The sequence below is a fragment of the Bacillus sp. NMCN1 genome (genome assembly GCF_002998085.1).
Taxonomy (GTDB): domain Bacteria; phylum Bacillota; class Bacilli; order Bacillales; family Bacillaceae; genus Bacillus.
In genome coordinates this window covers 94118-108452 of the sequence record NZ_PVQL01000003.1, presented here as the reverse complement: position 1 = coordinate 108452, position 14335 = coordinate 94118, and the positions used below count along the sequence as shown (strand labels likewise).

At 41.6% G+C, this 14335-nt stretch carries 12 protein-coding genes; 4 read left to right on the top strand and 8 right to left on the bottom strand.

Features of this window, described 5'->3' with window-relative positions; all coding sequences use genetic code 11:
- The first annotated feature begins 143 nt into the window (after positions 1-143).
- Positions 144-1184 (top strand): DUF4352 domain-containing protein, encoded by a 1041-nt coding sequence (locus C6W21_RS15260; RefSeq protein WP_106056668.1) that lies wholly within the window; start codon positions 144-146, stop codon positions 1182-1184.
- Between the two features lie 53 nt (positions 1185-1237).
- Here the strand turns inward: C6W21_RS15260 and C6W21_RS15255 are convergent, their stop codons facing one another.
- From C6W21_RS15255 to C6W21_RS15245, 3 genes are all read right to left on the bottom strand, one after another.
- Positions 1238-2326, bottom strand: coding sequence for an SEC-C metal-binding domain-containing protein (locus C6W21_RS15255; protein ID WP_106051083.1), 1089 nt, complete (start codon positions 2324-2326; stop codon positions 1238-1240).
- 191 nt (positions 2327-2517) lie between these two features.
- Complete coding sequence (locus C6W21_RS15250; protein WP_106051082.1) at positions 2518-3459, bottom strand: response regulator; 942 nt, start codon at positions 3457-3459, stop codon at positions 2518-2520.
- Positions 3460-3463: 4 nt separating this feature from the next.
- On the bottom strand, positions 3464-4750 hold the full coding sequence (locus C6W21_RS15245) for an ATP-binding protein (RefSeq protein WP_106051081.1): 1287 nt from the start codon (positions 4748-4750) through the stop codon (positions 3464-3466).
- 518 nt (positions 4751-5268) lie between these two features.
- Here C6W21_RS15245 and C6W21_RS15240 point away from each other — a divergent pair.
- Positions 5269-6249, top strand: a complete 981-nt coding sequence (locus C6W21_RS15240; RefSeq protein ID WP_008342152.1) for a glutaminase — start codon at positions 5269-5271, stop codon at positions 6247-6249.
- A gap of 31 nt (positions 6250-6280) precedes the next feature.
- Positions 6281-7696 carry an alanine/glycine:cation symporter family protein gene (locus C6W21_RS15235; RefSeq protein WP_106051080.1) on the top strand — a complete coding sequence of 472 codons (1416 nt, stop codon included), beginning with the start codon at positions 6281-6283 and terminating at the stop codon, positions 7694-7696.
- 39 nt (positions 7697-7735) lie between these two features.
- Here the strand turns inward: C6W21_RS15235 and C6W21_RS15230 are convergent, their stop codons facing one another.
- From C6W21_RS15230 to C6W21_RS15215, 4 genes are all read right to left on the bottom strand, one after another.
- Complete coding sequence (locus C6W21_RS15230) at positions 7736-8596, bottom strand: alpha/beta fold hydrolase (protein WP_106056666.1); 861 nt, start codon at positions 8594-8596, stop codon at positions 7736-7738.
- Positions 8597-8862: 266 nt separating this feature from the next.
- Positions 8863-9228 carry a VOC family protein gene (locus tag C6W21_RS15225; RefSeq protein WP_106051078.1) on the bottom strand — a complete coding sequence of 122 codons (366 nt, stop codon included), beginning with the start codon at positions 9226-9228 and terminating at the stop codon, positions 8863-8865.
- A 100-nt stretch (positions 9229-9328) separates the two neighbouring features.
- A complete protein-coding gene (locus C6W21_RS15220) occupies positions 9329-10711 on the bottom strand; it encodes an amino acid permease (RefSeq protein WP_106051077.1) in 1383 nt (460 codons plus the stop codon).
- Between the two features lie 65 nt (positions 10712-10776).
- Positions 10777-12285 carry a class I adenylate-forming enzyme family protein gene (locus C6W21_RS15215; protein ID WP_106051076.1) on the bottom strand — a complete coding sequence of 503 codons (1509 nt, stop codon included), beginning with the start codon at positions 12283-12285 and terminating at the stop codon, positions 10777-10779.
- 262 nt (positions 12286-12547) lie between these two features.
- On the opposite strand from C6W21_RS15215, the gene C6W21_RS15210 reads away from it, so the two are divergent.
- Positions 12548-12985: a MarR family winged helix-turn-helix transcriptional regulator gene (locus C6W21_RS15210; protein WP_060595459.1), complete on the top strand. Its 438-nt coding sequence runs from the start codon at positions 12548-12550 to the stop codon at positions 12983-12985.
- 214 nt (positions 12986-13199) lie between these two features.
- On the opposite strand, the gene C6W21_RS15205 is transcribed toward C6W21_RS15210, so the two are convergent.
- Entirely contained in the window at positions 13200-14333 is a 1134-nt protein-coding gene (locus tag C6W21_RS15205; protein WP_106056664.1) for a zinc-dependent alcohol dehydrogenase, read from the bottom strand.
- Positions 14334-14335: the final 2 nt, after the last annotated feature.

The following is a 14335-nucleotide window of genomic DNA, read 5'->3' as shown; positions in this document are numbered from 1 at the left end:
TGAATTTCGATAGAATGAAAAGTGCAAATCGTCATAAGGAGATTTTCCCCTTTAACACCCGAATATACCATTCTATCTGTTTCTTTCTTCATAGTCAGATAGCGGGAATGAAATGACGAAAGAAAAGCAAAGGAGCATCAACTGTGAATCTTAAAAAAATAAGTGCACTCCTCATGATTTCATTCGTGATGATCATCTCTGCAGCCTGCCAAAGCTCAGCCAAATCCAGCAACGCTGATCAAAAATCAACAAAAACAGCAGAGGTAAAAGTCAACAGCTACGAATATACGTTACCAGAAGACTCAACAACTACGCTAAGAGACAATGAATTGGTACTAAAAGTCAACCTGACGATCACAAACAAAGGTGATAAGGCTCTTTCATTATATAGCTCTGACTTCTCCCTTTATCAGGACGATGCCAAAGTATCTGATTTAAAATTTTACGGCAGTAAAGACCGTCTTGACCTCGGTTCATTGAACAAAGGAAAATCACAATCAGGTGCTCTTTATTTCCTAGTAGACAAAGGGAAAAAATATCAGTTCGTGTACCAAGACAGCATCAAGAAAAACAGTGATTCGATTGAAATCAACCTAGATGGAAACAAAATACTGGATACAGCGAAAAAGCTGGATAACCCTGCAAAGGCGCTATCCGCTTATACCGATATGATTGTCTTTGACAAAAAGAACGATCAGTTTGCAGATTTAACGGGTGACAACCAATCAGATGTCGTCAATAAATACCACGACATGTTTGTGAAAGACTTCAAAAGAAGTGCCGGCATTTACGGAAATGAAGTAAGTGACCGTGATATTCTGTCTATGTACAAACGTATTCAAAACACCATGAAGGATAAAGCCAAAGTAGAAACAAGTGTAAAAACCATCTCTGATGACGAGGCGAAGGTTGTCGCTCAAGTAACAGGCATTGATGCTTCTAACTTAAAAGACAAGCTAGACAAGCAAAGAGAAGAATTTTACAACGGCAAGATCCGCTCTAAAGAAGAATTGTATAAGAAAAGCTTAAACATGTACGCATCTGAATTCGAAAAGCTTCCCCCAGTCTCCAGCCCAGCTGAATACGAAGTGAAAATGAAACGTAACGGGGATGGTCAGTGGAAAATTGACCTCAACGATTATAATACATCGCAGTACATGAGCGGTTTTATTAAAACAAGATAATCATGAACTAAAAAAAGACGCTGGCCCATGAAGGTGCCGCGTCTTTTCTTATGCTATACAGTCGCCTCTTGCTCTTCTTTCACCGCTTTTTCAATATCTTTAAAACGGCTCGATACAGTAGACGCACTAATGCCATACTTTTTCGCTATTTGCGCCTGAGAAAGCGGGGCATCGCTTGCAAGTGAATGAATGTAATATTCGATTCCCGCAGCAAAAGATGCTGCTTTACGGATCACAGGTGATTTCTGATCACAATAGGCTTTCCACACAGTTAAAGCGCCGTCAGTCAGGCTTTGGTCCCCGTGTTCCTTCATTCCGTCTTCAATCAGCTTAGCTGTTTCCAGCTGAACGTCGCTTGCCCAGTCCATGCGATCTGCTGTTAGACCTGTATCGCCTTCTGTTTGAGCAGATGTTTCTGATTCTTCTTCTACTTCTTGCTTCGCAAACACGCACTTCAGCACGTCAGGGAATGATTCTCTCATAAATGTACTGCGTGCCCCTCCATTTGCCTCATATGCTTCAACAAGCTGACGAACTTGAAGAAGTAGCGTATCTGTAAACTCTTTCGCAAACATCGTATATTGAATGAAAAACTCTGCTTTTTCTTCAAATTGAACAGGGAAACCAAGCACAAGACTTCCTTTTTCAGGCAGCACTGTTTGATCAGGTTTTACATCTACTTCAACCTTTTCCGCTGTCACCATATTCTCAAAGTAAAGAGACTCGTCCGTTTTTTCATTTAATAAAAGCAAAGATGGTTCCATGTCTGTCCATGATTGAACCACTTGTTTTGTTTTCGGACGGGTAATATCCTCTGCTTTCTTTGTCAGGAATTCTTGGAAGATGGTTTCTTTCTGATCCGTTAATGGACGGAAGAAAATGCCCCATACACTTAAATGGAAAACTGAAATTTGTTGCGTTTCTTTATCCATATCTGCAAGGAAAGAAAACTCATTAATGAATTGATTGATGGCTCTCTGATGCTTAGAGAAAGCATAATTCATTAAATCCTTTTGAACTTGTACAGCTTCCTTAAACACAAGCTCAGACGTTTGTTCTCCGCCTGACTTTTGACCACAGCAATGTTTATATTTTTTTCCGCTTCCGCATGGGCAGAGCGCATTTCGTTTAATTTTTCCCAAAATAAAACCTCCGACATTCTAGTCTAACCTCACTATTTTAACAAACGATTGCACAGGAGAGTTTTATTTTCAAGAAAAAAGAAAAATCAGAATGATCAGTTAAATAACAAAGATACATGAAGATCACGACAGATCATAGGAATAGCAGTCTTTTTCTGTTTATTTTCTCCAATCATTCCAACAGATTTTCTTCAGCTCATTCCTTCAAATAACTGCTTTGCTTCAAAATAAAAGATTTGAACAAACTTCTTCGTATTGACTCTGCCCGTCGATCCTGCGGATGAGGAAGTCTTCTGCATTTCTTTCATTCTTTGGCTGACATCGGTAAAGTCAAAAAACTTCGACGCATAGTGCTCAAACTTAGGATTCGAGAAATCTGTTAATCCTAGTGAAGCAAAATGATTCAAGGAATGATGTATAGCTCGTCTAATCCGCTGCTCTGCCGCTTTCACTTCCCTCATCACTTCTACATCGGTCGCCCCATGATCGAGCTTTCTCTCTGCCGTTTTGATAAATAGCTGCTTTAGCGGCGGGAAATTGACCTCATGAGAATTGGCTGACTGTGTTTCATGTAAGTAGATCAGGATCTCTAGTAAATCCTTAGAACCGCTCTCTCCGACAATTCCTAGTTCGGATAGAAGGAATTCCCCTGCCTCTTTCATCGTCCTTCTCTTCGCCCCAGCGCCCGTCGTATCATGAGAAATCACAGGCTCTAACGGCAGCACATGGCGAAGTGAAGCTTGAATATCATATATCGATTTCTCCAGCTTGATCCGCTCCATGACTTTTCGAATCACACTGACGATTTCAATTCGATTGACAGGTTTATGAATATAATATTCGATCCCTAATTCATAGGCTTCTGCCATCATCTCTTTCGCCTCTACTTGGGAAATCATCATGATTTTACCTTTGAATTCAGGGTGAATATGACGAATTGTTTGAATGCCATCTCTAGCAGGCATTAAAAGATCAATCAGAAGGATGTCTACTTTTTTTAGGTTCAATGAATGTGCTTCTAATCCCACTCCGTCATCGGCTTCATCCACGACCTCTCCCAAATCTTCATCCTCAATGATTTGACCTAAAATCGAGCGTATTGCACGATCATCATCTGCAATGAAAAATCGCATACACTCACCCTCTCTGTATTAAATTTTGTATAGGTAGGATTAGCTGAAAAGCTGTTCCCTTTATTTCTCTTTGTTCGATTTTAATCTGGCCTCCAAGCTCTTTAACCAGCTCTTTCACATAGGATAAACCAATCCCAGTTGATGGTGTTCCATATGCATCAAATTTGGAAGTATAGCCTGGATCAAATACAATTTCTTTCATTTTTTCAGGAATCCCCGGTCCATCATCTTCAATCCGAATCTCTATTTTATCATGACTTCCTTTCAATACGAGTGAGATCATTCCAGTATCCTTTATGGCTTCAACCGCATTTGCCATTAAATTATTAATGAGCGATAAGAAAATGAACACATGGTAATCATGCAAATGAATGCCTCTTATATCAGATGTAAAGGAGATGTTTTTCCCTAGAGAGAGAGCATACTTTTCTTGAATGCGGAGTACAATTTGAACTAGCTCTTCCGCCTTCATATAGTCTTGCATATTTTCCTTAGAAATCAACTTCGAAAGCCCAGCATAAATACGCTGATTGTCCTTTTTCACTTCATGGATTTCTCCTGCAAGCTTCAACAGCTCCTGACTCACTTTCTCCCCTGCTTCGTGTTCATGCAGTAGACGATAAAGCCTGTATGATTCTTGCGTAATATGCTCTGTATGTTTTAACGTTTTCTTTAAGTGAACTGTCTCTTCATATAAATTTGAAATGACCATCATCATATGCTCATTTTGTTTCATGATCTGCTTCTCTCTTGATTGTGCCTCATACAGCTTCATCATATTAAAAAAGCTGATCACCACAAAGCTGTGGGCAAACGCAATGAGAAACATATCACTCAGCTTTGATAGCGTCATCGTCGTATCAAACACTAAAAATTGTACAAACAGCTCAACAAAATCAGCCACTAATTCAATCATAAGGCCAATGATCCCAATAAAAATAGAGCGCTGTTTAAACCGTCCCGTTCGGACGGCAAAAAATAGGAAAGCATATGTAAAATAGAAAAAGAAACTTGGGAATTGCTGATAAAATGATGCAGCGAGATCAGCATTATGCTGAATCAGATCTAAGCCTACTCGAAAAAGCACAATCGCTGCACCTGTTAAAAACCCGGGCAAGAACGGTCTAGATTTCCTTAAGAGTAATAAACAAAAGAAAAACGCAGGTGCGCCAAAGCTGATCCGGAACGTCTCATTCACAGGATAAAACTTCAGTTCTCCTGCAAGCGGCACAATAACCACCATAAAAATTAATATGAATGCGTCTTTTTTAACAAGTTGGTTTAAACTCAAATGACTGACATCCCTTCCCCTTTTTGCATAGCCACAGTATACAAGGAGACTCTTTTCTTCACAACGTGCAAAAAAATAATTTTCACGGCTCCTTCTTTCCCCAAAATCCTTTTTTATGACTATTCTCCGAGGCGGCACGGTGGACCATTCAGCTACTCAGCGTTTTGGTGATTGTCTACAATAATGGGAATTGTTTAGACAATGATCGACAAACCGATTTTTATTTGTAAGTTTTTCTGTAGATTTTCGTCAGATTGTGTAGTTTCCAAGATAAATTGAATGAACAATTTTAGTGAAACTATATGTAAGCGTTTTCTGGATTTTCACTAAAAACCCTTTTTATTTTTTCGCCGCCAAAGCCTTCATTTCAACATATATTTAGGTGTAAAGGAGTGGTACAAGCAGCGCATGACAAGTTCTTTGAAGATGTGTAACATGTTTTCGTGCCTATTTGATCGCATTTTTTGTCATCCGCCAATTCAATAGGGTACTTTTTGATTTTTGATTGGAGGAATCGTATGAAAACAGCAATTTCTAATAATACACAACACGCATGCCAGTCTTCTGTTGATCAATGGGCAGAAGAAATACGTCCGTATTACAAAAACGGACAGAATGCTGGCTACATTCCAGCACTCGGAAAAGTGAATTCCTCTCAACTTGGTATCAGCGTGATAGGCCCAGATGGATCATCTGTACGTTACGGTGATTGGGACGTTCCCTTTACCCTGCAAAGTATCTCAAAAGTCATCAGCTTTATAGCTGCCTGTTTAGGAAGAGGCGTTCCTTACGTCTTGGATCGGGTAGATGTAGAGCCAACTGGTGATGCATTTAATTCCATCTACCGTCTTGAGATGCATAAACCAGGGAAGCCCTTTAATCCAATGATTAATGCTGGAGCTATTACCGTATCCTCCATCCTTCCCGGAAAGACTTCTACAGAAAAGCTAGCATATATTTTCGATTTAATCGAAAACTTAATAGGAAAGCGTCCATCTGTTAATGAAGAGGTTTATCAATCAGAATGGGCAACTGCGCACCGCAACCGGGCACTTGCTTATTATTTAAAAGAAACCAATTACTTAGAATCAGATGTCGAGGACACATTAGAAGTGTACCTAAAGCAATGTTCCATCGAGGTCACAACTGAGGACATCGCCTTGATTGGACTGATTATTTCAAGTGATGGCTACCATCCCTTTAAACAAGTCCAAGTCATCCCAAAAGATATCGCAAGACTAACAAAGGCATTGATGCTGACATGCGGCATGTATAATGCATCTGGTAATTTTGCTGCTTTCGTAGGCGTACCAGCCAAAAGTGGTGTGTCTGGAGGAATTATGGCTTGCGTTCCACCAAGCGCAAGAAGAGAATTCCCATTTCAGACAGGCTGTGGTATCGGTATTTATGGTCCCGCCATTGACGATTGTGGTAATAGCATTACCGGTGTCATGATGCTGAAAAAGCTCGCCAAAGAGTGGGATCTCAGTATTTTTTAAAGAAATAGGATGAATTAGAAGAGGTGATGTTATGAATGGTTTATTAACAACAACAAATGGTTTTCTATGGTCATATATTATTGTTGCACTATTAATTCTTGTCGGCCTTTATTTCACATTCAGGTCTCGTTTCCTTCAAGTGCGTATGCTTAAGGAAATGGTGATCGTTCTGAAAGAAGGAACAAATAAACAAAAATTTGGCGTATCACCATTCCAAGCCTTTGCTATTAGTATGGCGGCTCGGGTTGGAACTGGGAACATTACTGGGATTGCGATCGCAATTGCCATGGGTGGTCCTGGCGCTATTTTTTGGATGTGGATCCTAGCCATTATCGGTTCCGCGTCAAGCTTTGTTGAAAGTACGCTTGCCCAAGTGTATAAAGTAAAAGATAAATCAGGCTTTCGCGGTGGTCCCGCTTACTATATTGAAAGAGGCTTAAAGAAACGCTGGATGGGGATCTTGTTTGCTGTATTAATCACCATTTCTTTCGGTATTGTCTTTAATGCTGTACAGTCGAACACCATTACCATTGCTTTTGAAAATTCATTTGGCACAAATCGTTTGATCGTAGGCGTCATTATGGCTATTGGATTTAGTATCATCATTTTCGGCGGGGTCAAAACGATTGCCAAGATGGCAGAATACATTGTGGTCTTCTTAGCTGTCGCTTATATTGGTATTGCTCTTTTTGTCATGATTACAAACATTACTGAATTGCCTGGTGTTGTCCAGACTATTATTTCACATGCATTCGGTATTGAGCAGTTTGCAGGTGGTACCATGGGTGCCGTCATTATGGAAGGGATCAAACGGGGTCTATTCTCAAACGAAGCTGGGATGGGTAGCGCACCAAACGCTGCTGCAGCTGCCGTGACGAGCCACCCTGTAAAGCAAGGACTGATCCAAGCATTTGGTGTCTTAATTGATACACTGATTATTTGTACAAGTACTGCCTTTATCGTTCTTTTCTCAAGTGCATATAAAACGACAAAATTAACAGGTATTGAGCTTACTCAAGCATCTTTGAGTGAACACATCGGTCCTTGGGCTTCTGGTGTTCTTGCCATTATGGTTTTCTTATTTGCATTTAGTACGCTGATCGGGAATTATTACTATGGTGAAACGAACATTGAGTTCCTTAAATCAAGCAAAGCCTGGTTGATTGGATATCGTATTGCGGTCATTGCCATGATTTTATTCGGTGCTGTAGCAAGTGTTCCTTTTGTTTGGAATCTTGCCGATCTGTTTATGGGCTTAATGGTCATCGTCAACCTCATTGCCATTACCATGCTGTCTAAAGTCGCCTTTGCAGCATTAAAGGATTATTCACGGCAGAAAAGAGAGGGAAAAGATCCAGTCTTTTATAAAAATGCCGTTCCAAACAATGAGAACATTGAATGCTGGGACGATGAACCTGCTTCTTTGAAAAAGAATCATATCGGGTAAATCACAAAAGCTCTGGTCCTCTGACCAGAGCTTTTTTCTTTAGTTCAAAAATTCGAGTATGAGTTTGTTCACTACTTCTGGCTTTTCATGATTGATCCAATGAGAAGCATCATCGACAAAAATCAGTTGACCATTAGGGCAAATCTTCATCGTTTCCTTCGCCAGCTTTCTGCTTAAAAACTTGTCTTCCATCCCCCAGATCATGCGAACAGGTACTAAAATACGTTTAGATATCGGCTTTTCAAAGCCGCCCTTTTTGATGGCACGATACCAATTCAGCATTGAGGTCATGGCACCTGGCTGCGTCCAAGCCAGCTTATATCTTGATACATCTTCTTTTGTAAATAAGTGTGGTCGTGCAGACAGCCCAATGGCTTCATCCAGCCGTTGATAGTGATTTTCTTGAAGTGCTGCCTCTGGCACATTCGGAAGCTGAAAGAAAGCAATATAGGAGCTCTTCTTCCACTGCGGGGGATAAAACGGAAGAACCTTCATCATGACCCGCGGATGCGGCATGTTGACAATGATTAGTTTCTCTACATATTGAGAACGCGTGGATGCCAAATGCCAAGCAACTGCTCCGCCCCAATCATGACCACCCACAATCGCCTTTTGATTCGGACTAAGCGTCTTAATCAGCCCTACGATATCATCTCTCAGTTGATCTAATACGTATGACTCGATTCCTTCCGGCTTATCACTTAGATGGTAGCCCCTTTGATCAGGAACAACGACACGATAGCCTGCCTCAGCCAGGGGCATGATTTGGTTCTTCCAGCCGTACCAGAACTCAGGAAACCCGTGCAGCAGTACAAGCAGCGGGCCATCCTCAGGTCCAGCCATTGCTGTGTGAAGTGTTACACCATTTGTTTGGATCGATTGAAATTCAATTTGCTCCATCCCTTCGCCACCCTCTCCTTGTTCTTTTATTCTTCTAACATAGCATATTTTCCATTTTTCAGAAAATAAAAGCACTCCCCAAAAAAACCTTCACGATGGTGAAGGTTTTTTCGTCTTTTCAGTGTGATAGAAAACCTTTGCAGTCTAGGAAGGACGAGTACCGGAGCGGAGCGAATAGACTATTCGTGAGCACCGGAGCGCAGACCTGACACCGAATGCGAGGGTTTGTCTACACGCTGAACCTTCACCATCGTGAAGGTCTTCATCTATTTCATATAATTCAGTACCCATATTAACCCATTTTTGCGGTCCTGTACTTGTCCGTGAAGTGCACCAAAGAACGTATCCTGTAATTCGACCAGTACATCTCCGTCAGCTTCTAGCGCTTCATATACTGCCTTTAGTTCTTCTTCATTGTCAAACTGCATAATCAATCTGAGATTCTCGGGCTTTGGTGTGCGGCCAAATGTATCTGAAAAGTGAAGCAACGATTCTCCAAGGTGCAGTTCCGCATGCAGCACACGCTCTTGATATTCATTTAAAATATGAATATCTCCGCCAAAAATTCCTTGATAATATTGAAGAGATTCCTTCACATCGTCTACCACAATATAAGGACTAACACTAATCATACCCCTCATCCTCCTCTTGTTCCGTCCATCTTCTCTTTTATAGCTTATCCCAAATCGTATGAAAAAAGGCACAAATCGTCAACGGATTTGCACCTTTTTCTCATGAAGATTTCGCTAAGTGACTATGTTTGTTTGAATACGCTGCGTACATGACGACACCGATTAACAGCCAAACGCCAAAGTAAAGCCACGTCCGGCCTGGTAAGTTGAGCATAAGGAACAAGCAGCAGCCCATTGAGATAATCGGCAAGACCGGTACAAATGGAACCCGGAATCCCCTCTCAAGCTGCTGATGTGTCTTTCTCAAAATGAGCACAGATAAACTCACCATCGCAAACGTCAATAAAGCACCGATATTCGCTAAGTTGGACAGGTCCTTTAAATCAATAAACCCTGAAATAACAGCTGTCATTCCGCCAATCATCCATATGCTTGCAACAGGCGTATCACTTTTGTTTGTTTTCGAAAACACTTTAGGCAAAAGTCCGTCTCGTCCCATCGCATAAGCAATTCGAGTTGCTGCATAATTATTGGCGAAAATCACAGCCATCAATCCAATGACCGCACCGACAGAAATAATACCGGCTACGCTATTTTGATGTACACTTTGCAGTACATAGGACATAGCCTCTGTGACATTCAGTTTTGTATAGTGCACCATACCTGTCATGATCAAACAAACGACAATGTAAATGATCGTGCAAATGAGTAATGAGCCGATAATGCCAATCGGCAGGTTCCGCTGCGGATTTTTTACCTCTTCCGCAGAAGCAGAAATTGCATCAAATCCTAAAAAGGCAAAAAACACAGCAGCAGCACCGGCAATGACGCCTTCTGCACCAAACGGCATGAACGGCTGCCAATTAGCTGGCTGTACATAAAACCCGCCTACTACAATGAAAAGAACAATAATACCAAGTTTCACAAACACCATGATATTATTGAATTTTTTACTTTCCTTCGTTCCTCTAGATAAGATCCACGCAATCAGTAAGGCAATGATAATAGCTGGCAGATTCATGTATCCGCCTTGTTCCGGTCCCGCTAAGAATTGATGGGGAATTGAAATTCCAAACCCCTCAAGCAAGCTGTTGAAATAACTCGACCAGCCACTGGCGACAGCTGAAGCAGTCAGCATATAAACGGACAATAGAGTCCATCCCATCAGATGGCCGACAAGCTCACCCATCGTTGTATATGAATAAATGTACGCACTGCCGAATACAGGAAGCGCTGAAGCCATTTCTGCATAGCAAAGTGCTGCCAAACTGCACACAATCGCTGCAATGGCAAAGGAGAAAATGACAGCCGGTCCTGCATCCTTAGCCGCTGTAATTCCGGTTAACACCATGACCCCCGTGCCGATCACTGCCCCTATACCAAGGAGCGTGAGATCGAGCCCGCCCAGCGTTTTCTTTACCTTTTGCTGCCTGCTCTGTTCTAACAAATCGTGAATGTGTTTCTTACGAAGAATATGTCGCAAACCCTTTCCCTCCAAAACGTTAGAAAAACAAAAAATCATCAAATTTCATTATAGCAGAATAGGTACTACGCATTCACAACCAATTCACGTAAATCTTTCTTCATGATTTTACCAAGCTTATTTTTTGGCAGCTCCTGTGTGAAATGAATGGAGGGCACTTTGTAATCTGCCAAACGTTCCTGGCAATAGTTCACCACATCTTCTTCGCAAAAATCGACGGAATCGTCTTTTACGATATACGCACTTGGCACTTCACCATATAATTCGTCTGGTACCCCAATGACAGCTGATTCAATCACACCTGGAATTTGATCAATGACTTCTTCTACTTGGTCAGGATAGATATTATCCCCGCCGTACAGAATCACATCTTTGTATCTGCCAGTAATGAAAAGAAAACCGTCTTCATCTAGATAGCCTGCATCCCCCATATGGAACCAGCCATCTTTCAGCACCTTCTCAGTAGCGTCAGGCTGATGATAGTAGCCTAGGAAATAAAATGGACTTCTCATGACGACTTCGCCAATTTCTCCTGCTGACAATGTCTCCTCTGTCTCAGGATGCACGATTTTCACATCTACATCCGCATCCACTTTACCGGCAGAGCCCATTTTATCCTCACCCATCGCTGGATGCCACGCACTGACAATCCATGCTTCCGTACTTCCATAGCCATGCATCATCTGAATGCCAACTTCTTTGTAATCTTTAATTAAGCGTACCGGCACCTTCGTACCGCCAGAAATCGCAATTTCAAAAGAGGAGAGATCGTACGAACCGCGTTTCATTTCTTCTAGCATGTACGTGTAAGCTGATGGGAAAGCCATCATGAACGTAATTCTTTCTTTCTCAATCGTTTCTAAAATGCGTTTCGGTGTTGCATCATGTAAAAAGACAAGCGTATACCCTTCAATCGCAGCTGCGATTAGATGATTAATTGAACTCATATGATACAGAGGGTGACTCGCCAAGTACCGTTTTCCTTTCAGATCGAATCCTCGATTCCCATGTCTAGTTAAAAATTGATAGATTCGTCCATGTCCGACCATACAGCCCTTTGGATTGCCCGTTGTCCCAGAGGTGAATAAAATCATCGCTAGATCCTCTTCTGATACCTCTTCAGCAAGGTTACTTCCATCATTTGAAGCCAAAATGTCTTCAAACAGCTGTGTTGTTTTCGCATTGACACCGGATTCCACCATCAGACAATCTTCTAAAGACACATTCACTGCCGCAATGATGTCACGGAATTCTCGGTCAAAAAATAAAGCCTTTGGCTCTGCTTTTTTCAAAATACCTTCCAGCTCAAAAGAAGTAAGCTGCCAGCTAAGCGGAACTGCGACTGCTCCTGCTTTGATGGCTGCCAGCATAATCGTTGAAAAGTGATGATGGTTTTGACAAATAAAGCAAACGCGGTCTCCTTTTCGAATTCCCTTTTGATGTAAGTAATGAGCGAGCTGGTCAATGCGTTTTGCATATTCTTCAAATGTATAAGACACACCCCCGCCAGTTACCGCTTCAATTTGTGAAGAGCGTTCCATTCTGTCGTTAAGTAATGCCTGTAATGTATTCAATATCTTCATCTCCAAACGTTTGATTTACAATAGCCGATTTCCAGTGAATGGGGTTGGCAGATTTTATCTCATTCACATTCTAAAATAAAACCAGCTGAAAGTAAAATCATTTCATTTTGGAATTGTTCTTTATATTAATTGATAATATAGGTAATTTTATATCCGTCTTCCATTTTGGTTTAAATGATGATAACTATTATGATAAGATAGACCTAGTAATTGATCGGAAAATGCGAATGCAATAGGAAAAGAGGTATGGAGAATGCAACATTTCGAGCTAGAGGCAAGTTTGTTAGACCATGCGCTGACAAAGTATTTAAAGGCGACGAAACAAATAGATGAAGAGAACATCCCGAAGAACGTCACGAATGTGAAAGGGTTTATTTTACGCATCATTTATCGTCATCAATCATGTACTGTGAAAAATATTCTGCAGGAAGTTTCATTATCTCCCTCTGCAACAACAACCGCTCTCAATCACTTAGAAGATGAAGGGCTGATTATCCGCTCTCGAAATAATAATGACCGCCGTACTGTATGGATTACACTCTCTGAATCAGGTGAACAAATCGCAAAACAAATGATCGACAACCGCCAGCTGCTTGTCAATCAGCTGTTCAACCATCTTTCAGAAGAAGATAAAAAAACATTTTTTGAATTGATCGAAAAAATGATGGACGAGCACACATTAAAGGCTTAGGAATACTACTAAGCCTTTAGATTTTTTGACTTTGACAAAAGGCTAAAATGCCCTTTGTCTTCTTTTCAGCGTGATAGAAAACCTTTGCAGTCTAGGAAGGACGAGTACCGGAGCGGAGCGAATTTGACATTCGTGAGCACCGGCACGCAGGACTGACACCGAATGCGAGGGTTTGTCTACACGCTGTGATTTAGGAATACTACTAAGCCTTTTTTTATGGCTTTAAGATGACCTTTATACAATCATCCTTCTTTTCATTAAATATGTGATACGCATGAGCGGCATCATCTAACGGCAATTGATGTGTGATGATCGCTCTAGGATCAATCTCACCTGTTGTCACTTTTTGATAGAGCTTTGACATGTAGCCTCTCGCCGGAGCCTGTCCCATTTTCAGCGTGACGTTTCTTGCGAAAAAGGCACCTAATGGGAACATATTGTATAGGCCGCCGTACACACCCGTCATCTGTACTGTCCCACATTTGCGGACGGCTTTTGTGGCAATTTGAATTGGTCCAATCGTTCCGCCTTGCAGCTTGAGCTTTTGCTCAATTTTTTCAAGCGGTGACTTCTTCCCGTCCATTCCTACACAATCGATCACAACATCGGCCCCACCCTTGGTGAGCTCCTTTAACGTTTCTCCCATGTCGGGATCTTCTGTAAAATCAAATACTTCTACGCCGCTCATCCGTTTTGCATGATGCAGGCGGTAATCAATGTAATCGACCGCAATCACACGTTCTGCCCCTTTTTGCCATGCAAATTGCTGCGCCATTAGCCCAACAGGTCCACAGCCTAACACAATGACCGTATCACCTTTTTTCACACCTGCGTGCTCCACGCTCCAATAGGCAGTTGGAAGAACATCCGATAAGAACAGTAATTGTTCATCCTCCAGATCACAATCATCTGGGATCTTAAACGGGGTGTAATTACCAAAAGGCACGCGTAAATATTCTGCCTGTCCTCCCGGATAGTTCCCATATTTCTCACTATATCCAAAAAGTCCACCCGAATCGTAGTGCGGGTTTGAGTTGTCGCATTGGCTTTCTAAGTGATGATGACAATATTGGCATTGACCACATGCAACGGTAAATGGAATAACGACACGGTCTCCCTTTTTTACTGCCGTGACATCCGGTCCAACTTCCTCCACAATCCCCATTGGCTCATGCCCAATCACATAGCCGATTGGAAGCGGGAAATTCCCCTGATACAAATGTAAATCAGATCCACAAATTGCTGTTGATGTAATTCGTATGATCACATCTTCCCGATCTTGAATAGATGGCGCATCTACTTTCTTCACTGCAATGCTATTTTTCCCTTGATAAGTAACAGCTCTCACAT